Origin of the sequence: Candidatus Tisiphia endosymbiont of Beris chalybata (genome assembly GCF_964026555.1) — a bacterium.
GTDB lineage: Bacteria > Pseudomonadota > Alphaproteobacteria > Rickettsiales > Rickettsiaceae > Tisiphia.
Map to the genome: position 1 here is coordinate 94,351 of NZ_OZ032159.1, position 20,520 is coordinate 114,870.

The window sequence follows — 20,520 nt, forward strand, 5'->3', positions numbered from 1 at the left end:
TATTTTATGAAAACTTATTATTTTTAGGAAATCCGCTAGGAGGTATTTTACCAGCACCACCACGGTGACCTAAAAATGGTAAAATATTTTTTTCTACCTTTATTTTGTCGCCACTAGTCCAACTTAAGCCTGTTTCCCCATTAAATATTTTAATATCGACTAGTTTCGCATCTTTAAATTTCTGTAGCGCCACCCCTTGTCCTCTTCTCATCGATGGTATTTCACTTACTTTAAATATTAATAATTTTCTATTCTCGCCTATACACGCTATATAATCACCATCTACAATCTGACATTTTAGGCACGCATGGTTTTTTGGTAGCTGCATAACTTGCTTGCCCAGCTTAGTCGCGGCTACTACCTCATCTGAGTTAACAATAAAACCTTTACCTTGCGTATTGACCAGGAGAAGATTAATATTTGGCTTATAAACAAAGACATCTACTATTTCTTCATTCCCTATGTCTACTATCAATTTAATAGATTCACCATTACCTTTTCCTCTAAAAATATTGTCCGCTAAAATAGTAAAGAAACGGCCAGCCGCACTTAATATAAGAATCTTGTCAGTAGTATAAGCGTTAATAACAAATTTTTCTTCATCCCCTTCCTTATACTTCATGGAAGATAAATCATTATTATGCCCTTTTAAAGAGCGAATCCACCCCATTTTTGAGCAAATTATAGTGATAGGCTCCTTAGCGATAAAAGCTGAGATGTCGATAATTTGGGCTTCATACTTTGCTTCTTCAAAAGTAGTTCGACGTTGTCCTAATTTAGTACTAAAGCCAAATTTATTTTGCACAAGCTGAATTTCTTTTTTGAGAATTTTGTTTAATTCCTTAGGATCTTGTAAAATTTTGAGCAGAGTTGCATGCTCTTTTTCTAAAACCCCTTGCTCCCCAATAATTGCTTGCTCTTCTAATTTACGTAATGATCTTAATTTAGTATTGAGAATTGCTTCAACCTGAAGCTCAGTTAAATTAAATTTATCCATCATTAGCTGTTTAGGCTCATCTTCTTCACGGATAATGTTAATTATTTCATCTAAATTTAAATAAGCTATTCGCAATCCATTAAGAATCTCTAATCTATGTTCAATTTTATTAATACGAAATCTAGATCTACGGGTAATAATATTTTTTCTATGTAATAAAAATTCTTGCAATATTTCCAGTATATTAGCTACTTTAGGTATATTATTCGAATCTATGACATTCATATTAAGCTGAATTCTATTTTCTAAAGAGGTGAGCTTAAATAACGATTCCATAATAATATTTGGATCACAATTTCGATCTCTAGGCTCGATGATTAACCTGATATCTTCAGTAGATTCATCTCGTATATTACTGATTAAAGGGATTTTTTTATCTTTAAAAAGCGCAGCAATTTGTTCAATCACTTTAGATTTTTGTACCTGATAAGGTATTTCGGTAATGACGATTTGATATAAACCATAGCTTAACTCTTGTTTTTCCCATCGCGACCTTACTCTAAAGCTACCGCGGCCCGTAGAATACCCTTGCTGAATTACCTGAAGATTATCAATAATTATGCCGCCTGTAGGAAAATCCGGCCCTTTAACAAACTGTAAAACATCACTGATCTCTGCCTTCTCGTGGTCTACTAGGTAGGTTAAGGCCTCACATAATTCATGTAAATTATGCGGAGGAATGCTTGTAGCCATTCCTACTGCTATCCCTTCTGAACCATTAGCTAACAAATTCGGAAACATCGCGGGCATAATGACCGGTTCAGTATCAGAATCATCATAGGTAGCACGGAAATCAACTGTATCTTTGTCTATATCCAACATTAAGAGAGTGCAAATCTCTGTCATTCTCGATTCGGTATAACGCATCGCAGCAGCATTGTCCCCATCGATTGAACCGAAATTTCCTTGCCCATCAATCAGCGGGTAGCGTAGAGAAAAACTCTGAGCAAGACGAACTAAGGTATCATACACTGCAACGTCACCATGGGGATGATATTTGCCAATTACATCTCCCACTACTCTTGCGCATTTCTTATAAGCAGAAGTTGGCTCTAACCTTAATTGTAGCATAGCATATAATAATCGGCGGTGGACAGGCTTTAACCCGTCGCGTACATCTGGTAATGATCGAGACATAATAGTGGAGAGAGCATAAGCAAGGTACCTCTCTGATAGGGCGTTCCCAAAATCTATATGTTCAATTTTAGCATCTTTTGTGGTGGTAATTTTTGTGGTTGTCATTCTTAAAATCTGTTATCAAGAAAAGTATGCTATATGTGAATTAGTGATAATTTCATATACCCAATTTACGCAAAATACTTAAAGTTCTTCATCTTTACGCAAAATACTTAAAGTTCTTCATCACAATTGGTCATTGTTACTGGCGTTACAAGCATTAAATATTTAAAATATGTAGTACAAATATTTAACAGAGGCAACAGGTTTTCTATCAAAATTCTTTCCTTACCATCGTAAATATAAAGCTTATCAATTAACTTTACTTCTTGTAACACTCCTATTACTAGCCAGATTAAGAGATAAGAGAGGTCTTGTAAACTAGTTTTATCAATAATTAAATTGATGGAAGAGTTATTTTCTTTTCGTATAATTTGTATTAATTCACAGAACGCTAAATAGTCATATGGCTCTTTAGCAATAATAATTTTAGCTATAGTCAAATTATTATCACTGCAATGATCAAGCAAAGATTTTTGCAGTGGCGTAATATCAAGATTTGATGAATATAATAGAATAGTAACTCGCTGCACTACCTTATCAGTCATAATGGTCCCCCTTAAGATTAAACCTGAAAATTTTTAAGTGTGATCACCAAAATCATTGCTGAGAGGTTCATTTCTGAGAAGTACTTTGGTGATCGGGGAGTTCACAAAACTGTCAACAGGCAGCTATAATAGTTTTTAGGCTTAAATTATACATTTAAGCCCTGAACATAACCATTATCTCCCCGACCGTAAAGTAAGCCGAGGAACATCATTTTAGCGGTTGATATTATACCGCTGTTGAAACAAGGTTGTGAAACCCCATTAGTAACTTTACAGTTACTCTAGCGGTTATTTTAAACTTTCTTTAGTTAAAGTCAATGAGAATACTAGTCTATAATGGTATAACTGGAGCCTTGTTTATGAGTAAAGGCATAATACCTTAAATAATAGGCCCATTTTGGTGGCAGAAGTTAGTCTGTCAACCTGACGTGAGATTATACTTGCTTGGTTATTAGGTAATTTATTTTGTAAGAGTTGACTGCGCAGCAAAATGCCATTACTAATTAAAAAATCACGTTGGGTTATGGTGCCCTTGGTCTTAATACCTATATCTCTTGCTATTGTTTTTAATTTATCAAAATCAACGTGGGATGATAAATCAGCTTTGCCCAAATTTTCTAAGACCGGACAATATTGGTGGTCCATTACTGCTTGTAAGGTAGAGGGATATTGATCAGATGTTCTTAGATTTGGCTTAATATCATAACCATAATCAATAATAAGAGAGGCCCCGCCATAGAGCGTTATATGCTGGCTAATAAATTTGATAATATCTTGTGACTGTGTTGACTCTTCTACTATCGCTCCCTCAATTGCCTTAGAGTAGGTTTGGAGCAAATTAGCCTGCAGCATTTGATTAATTAATAGCTTGTCAAATTTGAGTTGCTCGTTAGTAGAATCAAGACATACTACCACTTCATACCATAAATCTTTATTCTTAATATACTGCTTAATAGGTAGGCTATCACAAAACTCATTGGCTATTATAAGGGAAGGGAGCTTAGCAATATCTTGCACCCTAGCCAGATGCATTAAAGAGTTGGTATTACTAAATTGTTTCAGAGCTGCCTGCTGTTTCTCAATAAAATGCGGATTAATCTCAATTAATTCAACTGTTAGGGCTTGATAAAATGCGGGCACTAATTTAGCGACATTCAATAAATCTCTCATTAATGTCCCATGCCCAGGCCCAAGTTCTACTAGATTAATGCGGTTTGGGCACTTCATTTGGTACCACTTATCAATAACCCATAAAGCTATTATTTCTCCAAAAAGTTGTGAGATTTCGGGGGCGGTAGTGAAATCTCCTTGCGCTCCTAATTTATCTTGGGTTTGATAGTATGAACCAGGGACTGCAGATATGGCATATTCCATCATTTCCGCAACTGTAATATGATTTTTTTGTTTTATTAGGCTTTTGATTTGAGAATGAATTATCATTTAACTCGTACTAGCAAATAGCTCCCTAATATTAACATAGGTACTGTTAAGATTTGCCCCATAGTTAAATTAGAATAAATAAAACCAATCTGTGAATCTGGCTGCCGGAACAATTCTATAATAATACGAAAAATTGAGTAAAATATTAAAAATATAGCAGAATTTATTCCAGCAATTTTTATAGTCTTATTCCTAAAGGTTGCGTAAAATAAAATTAAAAATAGTATAATGCCTTCAAAAATAGCCTCATATAATTGGCTAGGGTGCCTTGGTTGCAAATCGCTAGAAGGGAACACTATGCCCCATGGCATATTGGTCACTCTGCCATATAATTCTCCGTTGATAAAATTAGCTATTCTTCCTAAAAATAATCCAATAGGAGCGATGGTCGCTAATATATCTCCTAGCGCTAAAAAATTAATTTTATATTTATAGCAAAAAAAGTAACTAGAAATTATTACCCCAAGCATACCCCCATGAAACGACATCCCTCCTTCATAAGTCTTTAAAATTTTTATTGGCTCAGCAAGATATTGCAGGGGATCATATAGTAATACATACCCTAATCTTCCTCCAATTATTATACCTAAGACAGCCCAAGTGACAAATTTTTCTAGTTGGAAATGGGTAATATTAATTTTAAATTTTTTAATGATTTTATAAGCATAGAACCAAGCAAGTATTATGCCACAGATATATGCCAGTGAATACCAGTGAACGGCAAATGGTCCTACATAGAAAGCTACAGGATTAATATTAGGAAAGATCATATAAATAATTTAAATTAACTAGACTATTACTTAGCGAAATAATATAACATATATCTTATAGTACACTAAGTGTAAAATGGTTAATTCATATGACAATAGAATATTTTATAAATTTTTATAATAAATATAATTTTGAAATTTTGTTTATAGTGTTGTTAATGTTGTCCATCATTCCCGCAGTCTTCTTTATTAAAAAAGCTATATTTACAATAATTAAAGGCTATATAAGTAAGTGGTGCGGTGAGTACGAAATAATAGTACAAAAATATAATGTATATACTTATTTATTACATACATTATTAAGTTTATATTTTATCTTTTGGAGTAACATAATAGATTCCTTCGCTCACCCCTATGTGTCATCTACTCCTCATTTAATCAGTGGGCTTAAGAATAATATAATAGGAATTTATACGGGTATTTCTTTTACTCTACTTACTTTAGCAGGAATTGATACCACTTTTGATATTTATCAAAAGAAAAAAGCAGTTCCTCTAGTCCGGCGTGCACCTTTAAGCTTATGTGTACAAGTGCTCAAAATGATTATTATTGGCATTGCTTCTATCCTCATTATCGCTCATATTTTAAATATTTCTCCTAGAGCGTTTTTTGCAAGTTTAGGAGCTGCTGCTGCCCTGTTAACTTTTCTATTTAAGGATAGTGTCGTAGGTTTGGTAGCAAGCTTACAAATTATTTCTTACGATATAATACGAATCGGTGATTATATTAGAATTGCCCAGTTAAATATTGAGGGTACAGTAGAAAAAATTACTATCGCTATAACTAAAATTCGTAATACTGATCAATCTATTTCTACCATTCCAACTAGTAGTTTGTTAACTACTAATGTAGTCAATTCGCGAGGAATGAAAGAAGTAGCTGCCCAGAAGATACAAAGAGCAATTTACTTGGACATGAATAGCATTGTATTTGTTCCCGCTACATTCTTAGAAGAGTTAAAATCTGCTCCATATCTGATGAAAAAGGCTATAGAGCAGGTTAATATACAAGATGAAAAAAATAGTGTAACCAATATAAAAATATTTAGATTATATATAACGGAATATTTAAAAAGTCATTCGGCAATATATCAGCAAGGTTTTACCTTTTTAGTACGGCAATTAGCCCCCACCACTAGTGGCTTACCTCTAGAATTATATGTTTTTACCACTGAGATGGATTTAAATATGTATGAAAATATTCAAGCAGATATTTTTGATCACTTGCTGGCAGTGTTACCTCAATTTCAATTAAAGACATTTCAGAAATAATAATATTATGACTTTAGAAATCAAATCTAACTTAGCCGCTGCCTACCAAATTTTAGCCCTGCTTGCTTTAGATGATCATACATATACTCATTTATCAGCTAGACCTGCAGGAGGAGATTTTTATTATATTTACCCTTTTGGTTTAAGATTTGAGGAAGTAACAAAAGATAATTTATTAAAAGTCAGTTTAGATGGCAAAGTACTAGAGGGGAGTGAATACAGTTACAACGAAACTGGCTATATTCTTCATGGTAGTATATATACAAAAAGAGAGGATATAAATTCAGTTTTTCATTTACATACTCCTGCCACTGTTTCGGTATCCGCTATGAGATGTGGATTGCTACCAATAAGTCAATGGGCGCTACATTTTTATGAAAGATTATCTTATCATCAATATGATTCTCTGCTACTGTCTGGAAAACAAGGAGATAAAATTATTGAGGATTTAGGGCAAAATTATGTAATGTTTTTACATAATCATGGAATATTAACAAGCGGCCGCACAATCCATGAAGCTATGTTTTATACATACCATTTAGAGCAGGCTTGTAAAACGCAGCTACTAGCACTTTCTACAAATCAAGAATTAATTGTTCCTTCTACCGAGATTTGTAGAAAATCGGTTCAAGATTTGTTATCATTCGAAAAAGATTTAGGTAAACGGGACTGGCTTGCTTGGCTTAATTTGCTTAAAAATAAAAGTTGCTAATTTAGTTTTGGGCAATGGTATTATAATATAATTAAGGAATGAAAGTGAAAAAATTTCTAAAATACTTCGTTATATTAATTGGCTGCATAATTATTATATTATTAATAATTCCTTACTTTATTTCTTTGAATTCTTACAAAGGAATGGTTATTGATAAAGTGAGGGAAACAATAGGAAGAGAACTAAAAATTAACGGAGATATTACCTTTGCTTTACTTCCTACTCCAACTATAAAACTGAAATCGGCATCCCTTTCTTCATTACCTGGCGCCCATGCTCCTTCTTTATTAGAGGTGCAAGAGCTGGCCGCGTCTATTTCGCTATTTTCTTTACTTAAAGGTAATATCAATATTGCTGCAATTGACATTTATGAGCCAGTACTTAATTTAGAGCGTCTCTCTAATGGTTCAGCTTCTTGGGAATTTTCTAGTAATGCTGATAGCTTACCTAAAGATGAAAATCAAGCAGCACAAATTAACCATCCCACAGCTTTTCCTTCAGTGTATATAGGTGCTATCAAGCTACTTAAAGGTAAGGTAAATTATTTTGATTTTAGCAAGAATAGGCATGAAGTTAATACTCCCACTACTGTAGAAATTGATAATTTAGAGATAAAAAATCTTCAAGGTCCGGCTAATATAGCCTGCCAATTTTATTCTTCGGGAAAGCATTATAACCTTAACGGTAATATATACGAAAAGCAGGGGATTATTGCCATGCAAACGAATATCAATATTTTGCAAGAAAAAATTATTGTAGCCGGTGATTTAGATAGGGATAATATGAGTTTTATTGGGCAATTTACCGCAGAAGGGAATTCCAAAAGTCTCCAGGATATTTTTCCTACGATAAAAATTCTTAAGGATTCAGACCACAAGCTTACTGCTAATATTGACCTAAATAAGAAATTATTAAACTTTAAGGACATTAAATTGTCATCCGGCAAAATATTAGCTACTGGACATGCTAATTTTTCTCCTGAAGATAACAAGTTGGATCTCCGGCTTAAATTGAATCCCGGTAATATAGATATTCATCTTACTCCTATTGAGAAGGATTTGGATAATAGTTTTAATGAGAAATTCGCTATTACTAGCACTTCTTTAAAGCCTTTATTTGATGAATTAGCAATTAATGTTACAGGGCTTTCTAACCTTCTATTAAATCAGCCCTTTGCTTTTTCTACTTCCGCCCTATATCGCGACCAAGATCTCTTTTTGAATGATATCAATTTGAGTATAAATAAAGCTAATTTAAAAGGTAATGTAAGGGTTAAGAATTGGCAGAAAGAGATCTTAGCAACTTATAATTTAACTGCTAATGAGGTTTCTGCGCTGGCTAGTTTGCTGGCGATAAATTTACCAGTTAAGCTTAATGATTTATTGATTAAAGGGGAGACTAGCGGCGACAAAGGTCGTATTAAGACCAATACTATATTACAGTTTGCCAAAACTACTACTAACATACGAGGTAATATTGGTACCGAAAAAACTATTAAACCCAATTTAACTATTGAAAGTAGCGGAGAAAATTTAGACAACACAATAAATGACCTCACTTCTTCTTCTAGGAATCTGCTTGGCCGTTATTCTCTTCTAGCGCATTTAGAAGGGGATATCACTAAAGCCCTAAAGATTAATATCGATAAATTTACAGTAGTGGTGAAAAAGAGCCAGAGTAATCTTAATGGGAATATAAATATAAATTTAAAAGCTCCTAAGCTTGATATTACTTCAGATATTAAAATTACTTCTTTAAACCTTAATGATTTGAGTAGTGACCCGGCTACTAATAAATCTGTGAATCCTCCTAAAGAATCTGCTAGCTCTCCTCCTTGGAGCAGAGATAAAATAGATTTATCATTTTTAAAGAAATTTGACGGTAATTTCACTCTATATATTCAGAAAATTATTAAAGGCGATTTAATATTAGATACTATTAAAGCGAGTATGTCTTTATCAAATGGAGTACTTAATATTACTAATTTAAATGGGAAATTATATGGAGGAGAGGTAGAGTTAACAGGCCAAATTTCCTCTCAAAACAACCAAGCCATTAATTTAAAAACAAATCTTAAAGGTGCGCAGTTAAGAAACATAATAACGCCAGCAGGAAAGATTAAAATTACCCAAGGGGTTGTAAATTTTAGCGCTAATATAAATAGTTTGGGGCAAAATCAATTCCAATATATAAGTAATTTGGGGGGCAATACTATTCTCACAGCAACCGAAGGGATGGTTAGTGGATTTGATTTACAAAAAATATTAAATAGTTTTAAAAAAACTAAAAGCCTTGAAGATATTTTACGAATTTTTGAGGTATCCTTTTCTGGGGGAAGCACCAAGTTTCAAAACCTAATTCTCTCTACTGAAATAAAAAATGGGGTTGCAAATATAGTAGAAGGCAAATTAGTATCAGAGGAATCAGAAATAACAGCTAAGGGTAATATTGAGCTTCCAAAATATTACTGTGATATCAACGGTATAGTGGCTTTAGATATTAAAAAATCTTTACCTCCATTTAAAGTACGGTTTTATGGGTCTCTTAATAATATTCAGCATAAGTTGGATACCCAACTCCTGGAGCAATATTTTATTAAGAATGTTTTGAGCAATGTAATTGAACAGGCTGGACAAGGTAAAAAGCCTGCAGAGCTTATTAAAAATCTTATTGGTATTGATCAAGGTAAAAATCCTGCAGCATCGCAAGATGAGCAGCCATCTTCTCCTAATAAAAATCCTCTGCAAGAGCTCAAAACTATAGGCAAAGAATTGAAAGGATTATTTAAGTAAAATTTTACTTGGCTAACAGGACGAGAGGAATTTGAGTAGAATTATATACTGCTCATTTGGCCGAATTAGGGGGCGTTCGGGCCCCAATTCTTAAAGTGCCTAGAGAAATATATCATACCATGTTCCCAAACTAATCATCTACGTTCGTCGTATAGCATAGACCATTAAGGTACGTACAGGGATTTATCTTCAAATATGCACGACTATAGTCACTTAGGTTAAACTAGCTACGTTGTTGCTCGTCGCTTACCTAGTATCTCCTAGGCTTCACTCCTCGCACCTAGTATCTAATTCAACCTAAGTTACTATACCAAGCGTTAAAAATAAATTTAATTACAAATCCTATTGTATTTTACACATAAAGGATTATAATGTGCTGTTTTGCTTAATGATAGGAGGATAGAAAAGGGTGCTAATAAGTTTTAATAATACAGGCTTATACTAGATGAGCAGCAAGATAAATAATGAGTCTACTATAGTAGTAGCAATGTCAGGGGGAGTGGATAGCTCAACTGTTGCAGCTATGCTGCACTCGCAAGGTCATAAGATTATCGGGATCACTTTGCAGTTATATGATCACGGTTTAGCAACCATGAAGAAAAATGCTTGTTGTGCTGGGCAGGATATTTATGATGCAAAAATGGTAGCAGCTAAACTTAATATACCGCACTATGTTTTAGATTATGAAAGTAAGTTTAAAGAATCCGTGATTGATGATTTTGCAGATAGCTATCTTAGAGGAGAAACCCCTCTACCATGTGTTAGGTGTAATCAATCGGTAAAGTTTAAAGATCTATTAAAAGTAGCAAAAGATTTAGGAGCTGACCATCTAGCAACTGGGCATTATGTGCGCAAAATAAATGGGTTGGAAGGAGCAGAACTACACACTGGTGTTGATCTTTCAAAAGATCAAAGCTACTTCCTATTTGCCACTACTATGGAACAATTAAATTATCTTCATTTTCCTTTAGGGGAATTAAATAAACAACAAACTCGCAATATAGCAAACCAGTTTGGTTTAGCTATTGCGGAGAAACCCGACAGTCAAGATATTTGTTTTGTGCCAAATGGTAATTATAGAGAAGTGATTAGTAAAATACGCATGGGTGCTAATGAAGAGGGGAAAATAATACATGTAGATGGTTTTGAGCTCGGGACTCATAGTGGCATAATAAATTATACTATAGGACAACGCAGGGGGCTAGGGATTGCTTTCCATGAACCTCTTTATGTGGTCAAGATAGATCCGAATACAAAAATAGTATATGTAGGGCCTAGTTCTGCATTAGAGTCACTAGAATTTACTATTAAGGACGTTAATTGGCTTGGTAAACAAATGATTGGGCAAGAAGAGATTGAGGTGCAGGTTAAAATTAGGTCCACTAGGCCTAGTACCTTTGCTAAGGTTAAAAAACTGAGTGAGACGGAAATTAGGGTAAAATTATTAACTGCAGAAAAATCTGTCACTCCCGGTCAGGCTTGCGTAATATATGATAATAATAGAGTACTTGGCGGGGGGTGGATTACTAGAGAGATTATATAAGAGAAGTTTCAAGAGAATATCAATTTTCATTTACTTATAAAAATTGGAGTAATAATGAGTTTTTTTACAAAAAAAAGTTTTGAATCAATAAAAGAATTGGGAGCTACCAGCGGACTGAGTAAAAATTTAGGAGCTTTTGATTTAGTCCTACTTGGCCTTGGGGCTATAATTGGTACCGGCGTATTTGTTACCACTGGTATAGTTGCTGCTCAATACTCAGGGCCAGCTGTGATGTTATCTTATCTAGTGGCTGGGGTAACCTGCATTTTTGTAGCGCTTGCTTATACAGAACTTGCAACTATGTTACCTGATTCTGGCAGTATTTATACTTATTCTTATGTAGCCTTTGGAGAGGTATTTGCCTGGCTAATGGGAAGCGTCATTATATTGGAATTAGCCTTTGCAGCTGGCGTAGTTGCTGTTGGCTGGTCGGGTTATGTTCAGGCGATACTAGCAGCAGGCGGGATATATTTGCCTAAATATTTAACTACCGTTCCAATGAATGGCGGAATAATAAACTTACCAGCTTTTCTAATAGTAGTATTTGTCTTTTTTATTCTCTATTTAGGGACCAAAGATAGTAAAAAGTTAAATGCCATTTTGGTATTTATAAAAATGGCCGCTATTTTTGCTTTTATAGTTTCGGCTACCCCGCATTTTGATGTAACGAATTGGGAAAACTTCCAGCCATTTGGGGTGAATAATATGTTAATAGGCTCCTCTATTCTATTTTTTGCCTTTACAGGTTTTGGTACGATAGCGGCAACAGCAGAAGAGTGTAAAAATCCCAATAAAGATTTAATGATTGGTATTATTGGTTCTTTGGTGATCTCGACTATAGTATATGTAGTAATCGCTGGCTTAGTTACAGGCATTGCTCCTTTTTCTGAGCTTAATAATGATCAACCTTTAGCTTATGCGCTTAACCTAAATAATAGTAAAATAGGGTCAGCAATTGTAGCTACTGGTGCGGTGTGTGGCATGACTACAGTATTGATGATGAATATTTATGCTACCTCACGTATTTTCTATGTAATTGCTAGAGATGGATTGTTACCAAAAAGTTTTGCAAAAATTCATTCAAAATATGGTAGCCCTTATATTACTCTATTAATATTTTCTGCTCTTGCCGCTATTTTAGGAGGATTTTTTCCAACTTCATTGCTTATTCAATTATCTTCTATGGGTTCACTGATTGATTACTCAGTAGTTGCATTAATAGTAATATTATTTAGAATAAAAATGCCTAATGCTACTCGACCATTTAAGTGCCCAGCAGTATTTATTGTGGTTCCAATTGTTTTAATAGCTTGCACTTACTTGTTAGCTATTCAAATATTTGATACAGAGTTCCGGCTGATGACAGCAGGTAAAGTGCTAATAAGCTGGTTTATTGCGATGTTTGGTCTATATATTTTGAGATATTACTCTATGTTAAGGAATAAAAAAGCATGAATGATCAATTGAGCGTAAATCAGCTGTATAATATTCAATCATTACGCGGCACTAAAGATTTACTCCCTAATGAATATATAATTCATGAATATATAATTAACACCGCAAAAGATATAGGGAAGCTTTATGGGTATAAACCCATGAGCACCCCTATAATTGAATATACTAAAACTTTTGATCGTACTCTTGGTGAAACTTCGGATATTATTAGTAAAGAAATATATAGTTTTAGTGATAAGAGTGGTAATAATATAGCTCTAAGACCGGAATTTACCGCGGGTATTATTAGGGCTTTTATCTCCAATAAACTACATCAATCATTGCCTCTTAAATTTTTTTCCGCAGGACCAATATTTCGGTATGATAGACCGCAAGCGGGAAGGCAAAGACAATTCCATCAGGTAAATTTCGAATATATTGGGGGAGAGGGACCATTAGCAGATGCTGAAACAATTAACTTAGCTTTTGATGTTTTGAAAGCTTTAGAAGTGAATTTAGATATAACTTTAGAGATAAATTCGCTTGGCTGCAGCGAAACCCGAACTATTTATGAAACAAAATTAGTAGAATATTTTAATGATTATAAATTCGAATTATCGGAAGATAGTCAAAAGCGCTTAATTAAAAATCCTATGCGCATATTAGATTCTAAAGATGAAGAGGATAAAAAAATAATAAAACATAGCCCGGTCATTACACAATATTATAGTAATGAGGCTGCTAAATATTTTGATAAACTTGTGAAATATTTAGACTTATTAAATATACCATATATTATTAATCCAAGATTGGTTCGAGGGCTTGATTATTATTGTCATACAGCTTTCGAATTTACTACCCCTAACCTTGGAGCGCAGTCTACTATCTTAGCTGGGGGTCGTTATGATAATTTAAGTAAAATGATGGGAGGACCCGACGTTAAAGCGGTTGGTTTTGCCGCTGGGGTTGAAAGACTAGCATTAATACGAAAGTATAATACCCAATTGAATAGGCCAGTATTTATTTGTCCTATTAGCGATAGCAATGTGGATTATTGTTTAACTTTAACTCAGCGCTTGCGACAAGAAAATATTGCAATCATTTTGGATATTGCGGGGAAAATTGGCAAGAGGATACAGAAAGCTAACTTTCAAAATGCTAAATATATAATTTTCGTAGGAGATGAGGAGCAAACAACTAATAGTGTCAAAATAAAAGATCTAGATCAAGAGCACGAATCGGTCCTACAATTTGATCAGCTTATCGAATTTTTGCAAAATATTAGACTTTCTGCATAAGTCACAGTATATACGCAATGGATTTCAAGAGCCATCATTTTATTTGCCAGGGGTGAGCGCGCGAAACTTTGATAAAATGAAAAAACAACTCTTGAAAGGTGAAGAGTATACTCCTCTTCGCACCTGAAGAATTGGTAGACGATAGAATCAACTTTAAGAAGAGCGAGGAGGGTCCAAGTCGAGCACCGGAGCATACATATTAGTACGTAAGGAGCGCAGACTTTAGACACGACGACGCCAATTCTTGAAGTTCACTGAGTATATAAGTTTATTTTATCGTGAACTCACGTGCTCATCTGCACTTAAGTACACTGCGATTTTGCGTGCCTCATCTCCTTTAAATTCCCTGCGCGATGTGAGCTAGGAGGCTGCCCTAGATAACTAAAGTAATTCTATATTTGGCTCTTTTTGCCTGCGAATAAACATGATTTTCTTGAATAGGTACACTATTCCTTCAAAAATTATATTTATTCTCGCCGAAAGATAACTCAAAATATAATTAATTAGTTAGCTAGGGCAGCCTCCTAGGAAAGAAGTCTAATAAAAAATAAATTGTTAATTTAAATAAATTGTAGAGAGAGTTAAGTGTTATATATATTTATTGCTTTAAGCTTAACTACCTTCGTGTTAGTCATAGGGCTTATCACTATGGCGATTGGCGGCAGATTTGAGAAAAAATTTAGCTCAAATTTAATGTCGTTAAGAGTGTTATTGCAAGCGCTTACAGTATGTTTACTTGCTTTTCTCTATCTTTCAAAATAAGATAATCAGCTAATTTCAAGATTGTAATTTATAAAATGTCTGATTTATTTCACTTCACCAATCAAAAAAAATCTAAAATAAATAATAGTTCCTATAGCGCTAAGGATATCGAAGTATTAGAAGGGTTAGAACCAGTACGCAAAAGACCGGGAATGTATATTGGGGGGACTGATGCCAATTCTATGCATCATTTAGTAGTAGAGGTACTAGATAACGCTATGGATGAAGCGGTGGCTGGTTTTGCCAATATAATTACTATACAAATGCATGCCAACAATACTATAACCATCTCGGATAATGGGCGAGGAATCCCTGTAGATAATCATCCAAAATTTCCTAATAAATCTGCTTTGGAAGTAATTCTTACTCAATTACATTCAGGCGGTAAATTCTCTAATAAAGTATATCAGACAGCAGGAGGATTGCATGGGGTTGGAGTTTCAGTAGTTAATGCTTTATCTGATCACCTGGAAGTTAAAGTGTATAAGGAAGGCAAATTATATAAGCAATCTTATTCTAAAGGTCATAAAGTAAATGATTTAACCTGTGAAGAAGTAGCAAAAAAATTAAAAGGTACGGCAATAAATTTTCACCCTGATCCTGAAATATTTGGCGCAAGCAATCACTTTATTCCTCTAAAAGTATATGAATTAGCTAAGTCAAAAGCTTATTTATATAGAGGAGTAACAATAGTGTGGGAATGTGAGATTATATCGCAAAATGATGTGCCAGAAAAATCCTTGATACATTTCCCCAATGGCTTGACCGATTACCTTCTATCCAAAATAAACCCCAATACTTTAGTTAGTGAGGAAATTTTTTGGGGTAATATTAATTGGGAACAAGAGCATATAAAAATTGAATGGGCAATTGCCTGGCATACAAATGAAGAACGTAATTTTATGCAGTCATATTGCAATACTATTTCTACTCCTCTTGGAGGAACTCATGAACAAGGGTTGCGTTTAGCGTTATTACGCAGTTTAAAAGACTACGGAGAAATGACGGGCAATAAGAAAACTTCAAATTTAATTATTGAAGATATTCTTGAAACTTCTTCTATTGTTCTTTCAGTATTTATTCCGGATCCAATATTTCAAGGACAAACTAAAGAAAAATTGGTCTCTTTAGGAGTGAACAAAATAGTAGAAAACATTATTAAAGATCATTTTGATCATTGGCTAAGTAGTAATAAATCAGCCACCAATCTGCTATTAGAGCACCTAATCAATATTGCTGAATTCCGGATCAATAAGCGTAATGAAAAAAATATATCCCGTAAAACTGCTACCCAAAAATTAAGATTGCCGGGTAAATTGGCAGATTGTACTAGAACTACTCCTCAAGGTACTGAGTTATTTTTAGTTGAAGGTGATTCAGCGGGGGGCTCTGCTAAGCAGGCAAGAGATAGAGAGAACCAAGCTATTTTACCTCTCCGGGGCAAGATACTTAATGTAGCGAATGCAACCTTAGAAAAAATTACTCATAATCAAGAAATTCAAGATTTAGAAATCGCTCTAGCATGTGGTAGCCTTAAAAATTATAGAGGAGAGAACTTAAGATATGAAAAGATCATAATTATGACTGATGCAGATGTAGACGGGGCGCATATAGCATCTTTGTTAATGACATTTTTTTACCTGAGGATGCCTAAATTAATTGCTTCAGGGCACTTGTATATTGCTAAGCCACCACTTTATCGTATAACTCAATCTAACAAAACTTACTATGCAATAAATGAACAGCAAAAATCATCCTTAATAAATAAATTAACAGCTACTAATAGAAATAAAATAGAAATTGGCAGATTTAAAGGGCTAGGAGAAATGATGCCAGCCCAGTTAAAAGAAACCACAATGAATCCCAAAAATAGATCTCTGCTGCAAGTTACTATAGATGATTTTGAGAATGTTGGTAATATAGTAGAGGATCTTATGGGGAAAAAACCGGAAAAGCGGTTCCAGTTTATTCATGATCAGGCTTTAACTAAGATGGATAAAATTATAAACAATCTGGATATTTAGGAGTATTATGGCACGAGGTTTAATTACAGTATTATTACCGTATGTTTTTATCCTTTGTAATGTAGCATGGGCACAAGAGGAGAAAATCCATCATTCGGATCTACCAAATTCTGCTTATTATAAACAATTTCAAGAAGTGTTTGAGCGTGTTAACAAGGACTATGTTCAAGAACCAAATAAACAAAAAATGATAGATGCGGCAATAGAGGGTATGTTAAACTCTTTAGATCCGCACTCAAGTTATTTTACCGACGCTGATTTAGAGGATTTTCTCAATCAAACTAAAGGGGTCTTTGGGGGGATTGGGGTAGAAATCATGTACGATAAGGGGGATATAAAAGTCATCTCCCCTATTGATGATTTGCCAGCCTATAAAGCAGGGATCAAGACAGGAGATTATATAGTAAAAGTTAATGAAGATTTCGTCTCCAGTTTAGGATTTAATAAATCGGTGAAAGAAATACGAGGGGCGCCAGGTACTAAAGTCAAGTTATTAGTAATTAAAGAAAATGAAATGAAACCTCAAGAAATTGAGCTTACTCGCGAAATAGTCACTATCAAACCTGTTAAAGCGCATTTAGAGAAAAATAATATTGCTTATATAAGAATAGCGACCTTTAATGAGCATACGATTGCTGAATTAAAAAAAGCTATGAAGACCTTACAGGCTGAAAGCAAGGGGGGGGTCAAGGGTATTATTCTCGACTTACGTTTCAATCCGGGTGGATTATTAGAGCAATCTATTGCCGTTAGTGAATATTTTATTGATACTGGTACTATCGTCTCTACTAAAGGGAGAACAAAAAATAGTAATGTTATATTTAATAGCAATAAATTTACCGAAAAAGCCCCCAAAGTCCCTATGGTAGTGCTAATTAACGCTGGTTCTGCTTCAGCTTCAGAAATTGTGGCTGGGGCTTTAAAAGATCACAAAAGAGCGATAATTCTGGGCACTAAATCATTTGGTAAAGGTTCCGTGCAGAGCTTTACCCAAATCAGCCCTAGGGCTGCAGTAAAGCTAACTACTGCTAAATATTATACCCCTAGTGATCGTTCAATTCAAGCAGAAGGGATTGAGCCAGATATAGTGGTGGAAAGGGCAAAGGTAGAATACCCTAACGCTCAAGAAGCTGAAAAGAGATTTTCTGAAGCTTCATTAAAAAATTATTTAAAAAATGATAATAAAAAATTAGACGACACAAAGAGCATTAAAGAAGTACAAAAACTAAATAATATTAATGATAACCCCAATACTAACAAAGATATGGAATTAAAATCTAAGAATAGCATAGCGCCAGGGGAAGACCTTTATAAACATGATTATCAATTTGCAAGAGCATATGATTTAATTATGGGATTACTTCTAATAAATAATCTCAATAAGCAAATTAATACTCAAGCTCAGTAACTATACTGCTCCATTTTAAAAGGCCGTATTTTATTTAAGGCAGTCGATGTAGCTTACGCTCTTAAATTACAAAAGATAATAAAGGGAACCTAAAACTTTTAGAGCGCTCTAATAGACCTCTCTCACCTCTTGCATCTCATGGGGGCGGTTAAAGGGAGCCTAGGAGAGCAAATTATCAGCTCGATGCGAGCTGTGAAAGAGGTCTAATGATTCAAAATAAGCATATTGTTAGGTTAGCATTCATCGGCTTATTTGTTAACATTGTGGTAAATATGATTTATTATCGTTACTTCATTATTGAAGAAATGATTTTAAAGCAAGTAGGAGTAGCCAATATAAAAATAGCCGATATTTATACCCAAAATGTTTGGAATCATAATAGAGCAGCTATAAAAAAGATACATGCTATTGGTTATAGAGATCTATTACAAGATCAAGATTTTATTCAATTTGCGGTTACTTCAACTAATGCTTTTGTTAATCTCAATGCTAATATTTCTTTATATGATCTACAAGGCAATAAAATTATCACTAGCTCTCCTACCCGGATAACAAGCTGCAAATATTTCCCGGATGACAATATCTATCAAAGAATTATCCACCAGATTGATAGGTATTTTTTAAAAGAATTAATTGTAGAACAGGCTTTTAATAAAGCTTTTGCTGGCACCACCACTCATGTATTAATACCTAAGGCTATATTTCAGAAAACTGATGCTCACCAAGGGGAGAAAAGGTCTATTATTACTAGTTATATACCAATAATAGACCTTAGTGTGGACAAACCGCCAGTGGATGGAGTATTAGAAATTAATACTGATATCACTAATCTCTGGGCGAACATCGCTCATCTGGAAAAGAAGGTTGTCCTAACTTTTTCTATTATATTAATTATTTTGCTGACGATAGTGATGAGTAACACTCAATATGCTCAAAAAATTATCGATCAGCAATTTGAAGTTAATAGAACATTGGAAGAAGCTGTTACTAAAGTGCGGAACGAAAGTTCTGCGCATACCAAATTTTTTGCTAATGTTAGCCATGAACTACGTACTCCTTTAAATGCTATTATAGGCTTTTCCGAAATTATGTTGTCTGAAGCCTATAACAAAGAACATCCTAATTATATAAAAGATATTCATAATGCTGGTAAGCATTTACTAGGTATAATAAATGATATATTAGATTTATCAAAAGCTTCAGCTAATAAATTAACAGTAGAAGAAATAGAACTAGATTTAAATAGATTAATATCTTCAACTTTAAGATTAATAAAACCAAGAGCAGTACAAGCAAAAGTTGAGTTAATTGAGCAATTACCGCAAACTCATATTATCATCAAGGCAGATCCTAAAAGGATTAAACAGGTGCTACTCAATCTATTATCTAATGCTGTTAAGTTTACTAAAGAGGGAGGGAGTGTGGTAGTAGCGGCTAAAAAAAATGAGTTTGCAAGGGTAGTATATCTACAGGTGCAAGATACCGGAATAGGGATTGATGAGAAAGATATCCCTAAAGTATTATCTACATTTGGTCAAATTGATAACACCGATTCTAGACAATACGAAGGTACAGGTCTTGGTTTACCTTTAACTAGGAAATTGGTCGAATTAATGAATGGAAAATTTGCTATAGAAAGTAAATTAGGGCAGGGAACTACAGTCACTCTTACTTTCCCTTATGAAATATTAAATTAACTGGAGTGCTATACTGCTCGTATAGCTTATATTATTATGATATATACTCTAGGAACTTCAAGAATTGGCGTCGTCATGTCTAAAGGTCGAGGCTCCTCACGTACTTTATAGTACGCTGCGCTGCTCGACTTTGACCCTCCTCGCTCTTCTTGAAGTTGATTCTATCGTCTACCAACTCTTTAGGTACGAGCAGTATATACACGATGGTATGTGGGAAGCATAGTAGCCATGCATACTTAAAGATAAATACTCTATGCGCACCTTAATGGTCTATGGGACACTCTTCTGCCAATAAAGGTATCTCATGGGAGGAGCCCTCGTAAGATAGAGAGGAGGGTACAGTTCCAGACATTGAATCCGGGCATACCTTTTTTGTACTGCTCTCCCCATTAGAGCTGCAAGTTAAAGAAACCCCCGAGCCGGCGCAAGTTTCTGCATCATTCCCATTCTCATTATTACCAGATGGTAAAAAAGGGCGGTCCTGCCTTTTTTTAATTGGCGTTTTTGAAGAAGGCTCTTTATCCTTGTCTTTTTCACTCTTGGCTAACTTTATAGCTATAGTCATTTTTAAATCATACATTAATTTCT

General features: G+C 34.3%; 15 protein-coding genes. 10 read left to right on the plus strand and 5 right to left on the minus strand.

What is annotated here, in order from left to right:
• Nucleotides 1-4 precede the first annotated feature (4 nt).
• The 4 genes from parC to lgt form a co-directional block, all read right to left on the minus strand.
• Nucleotides 5-2,239 (minus strand): DNA topoisomerase IV subunit A, encoded by a 2,235-nt coding sequence (gene parC, locus AAGD44_RS00535; protein WP_341764124.1) that lies wholly within the window; start codon nt 2,237-2,239, stop codon nt 5-7.
• Nucleotides 2,240-2,346: 107 nt separating this feature from the next.
• The gene (locus tag AAGD44_RS00540; RefSeq protein ID WP_341764125.1) at nt 2,347-2,781 is read right to left on the minus strand and encodes a hypothetical protein; all 435 of its coding nucleotides are present in this window, start codon (nt 2,779-2,781) and stop codon (nt 2,347-2,349) included.
• Between the two features lie 357 nt (nt 2,782-3,138).
• Nucleotides 3,139-4,221, minus strand: a complete 1,083-nt coding sequence (locus AAGD44_RS00545) for a class I SAM-dependent methyltransferase (protein ID WP_341764126.1) — start codon at nt 4,219-4,221, stop codon at nt 3,139-3,141.
• Nucleotides 4,218-4,991, minus strand: a complete 774-nt coding sequence (lgt, locus tag AAGD44_RS00550) for a prolipoprotein diacylglyceryl transferase (protein ID WP_341764127.1) — start codon at nt 4,989-4,991, stop codon at nt 4,218-4,220. Before lgt ends, AAGD44_RS00545 begins: the two co-directional genes overlap by 4 nt.
• A gap of 89 nt (nt 4,992-5,080) precedes the next feature.
• Between lgt and AAGD44_RS00555 the strand changes: the two genes are divergently transcribed.
• The 10 genes from AAGD44_RS00555 to AAGD44_RS00600 all read left to right on the plus strand — a co-directional run bounded on the left by AAGD44_RS00555 (nt 5,081) and on the right by AAGD44_RS00600 (nt 19,932).
• Nucleotides 5,081-6,262, plus strand: a complete 1,182-nt coding sequence (locus AAGD44_RS00555) for a mechanosensitive ion channel domain-containing protein (RefSeq protein ID WP_341764128.1) — start codon at nt 5,081-5,083, stop codon at nt 6,260-6,262.
• A 7-nt stretch (nt 6,263-6,269) separates the two neighbouring features.
• Entirely contained in the window at nt 6,270-6,974 is a 705-nt protein-coding gene (locus AAGD44_RS00560; protein WP_341764129.1) for a class II aldolase/adducin family protein, read from the plus strand.
• 44 nt (nt 6,975-7,018) lie between these two features.
• Nucleotides 7,019-9,766: an AsmA family protein gene (locus tag AAGD44_RS00565; protein ID WP_341764130.1), complete on the plus strand. Its 2,748-nt coding sequence runs from the start codon at nt 7,019-7,021 to the stop codon at nt 9,764-9,766.
• 445 nt (nt 9,767-10,211) lie between these two features.
• A complete protein-coding gene (gene mnmA, locus AAGD44_RS00570) occupies nt 10,212-11,309 on the plus strand; it encodes a tRNA 2-thiouridine(34) synthase MnmA (protein WP_341764131.1) in 1,098 nt (365 codons plus the stop codon).
• Nucleotides 11,310-11,363: 54 nt separating this feature from the next.
• Nucleotides 11,364-12,764: an amino acid permease gene (locus AAGD44_RS00575; RefSeq protein WP_341764132.1), complete on the plus strand. Its 1,401-nt coding sequence runs from the start codon at nt 11,364-11,366 to the stop codon at nt 12,762-12,764.
• On the plus strand, nt 12,761-14,041 hold the full coding sequence (gene hisS, locus AAGD44_RS00580) for a histidine--tRNA ligase (RefSeq protein WP_341764133.1): 1,281 nt from the start codon (nt 12,761-12,763) through the stop codon (nt 14,039-14,041). The genes AAGD44_RS00575 and hisS overlap by 4 nt, the downstream gene beginning before the upstream one ends.
• A 585-nt stretch (nt 14,042-14,626) precedes the next feature.
• Nucleotides 14,627-14,803: an HIG1 domain-containing protein gene (locus tag AAGD44_RS00585; RefSeq protein WP_341764134.1), complete on the plus strand. Its 177-nt coding sequence runs from the start codon at nt 14,627-14,629 to the stop codon at nt 14,801-14,803.
• 35 nt (nt 14,804-14,838) lie between these two features.
• Nucleotides 14,839-16,827 carry a DNA topoisomerase IV subunit B gene (gene parE, locus AAGD44_RS00590; protein ID WP_341764135.1) on the plus strand — a complete coding sequence of 663 codons (1,989 nt, stop codon included), beginning with the start codon at nt 14,839-14,841 and terminating at the stop codon, nt 16,825-16,827.
• Nucleotides 16,828-16,834: 7 nt separating this feature from the next.
• Nucleotides 16,835-18,235, plus strand: coding sequence for a S41 family peptidase (locus tag AAGD44_RS00595; RefSeq protein ID WP_341764136.1), 1,401 nt, complete (start codon nt 16,835-16,837; stop codon nt 18,233-18,235).
• A 206-nt stretch (nt 18,236-18,441) separates the two neighbouring features.
• Entirely contained in the window at nt 18,442-19,932 is a 1,491-nt protein-coding gene (locus AAGD44_RS00600; protein ID WP_341764137.1) for a HAMP domain-containing sensor histidine kinase, read from the plus strand.
• Between the two features lie 262 nt (nt 19,933-20,194).
• Here the strand turns inward: AAGD44_RS00600 and AAGD44_RS00605 are convergent, their stop codons facing one another.
• A complete protein-coding gene (locus tag AAGD44_RS00605) occupies nt 20,195-20,512 on the minus strand; it encodes a hypothetical protein (protein ID WP_341764138.1) in 318 nt (105 codons plus the stop codon).
• Nucleotides 20,513-20,520: the final 8 nt, after the last annotated feature.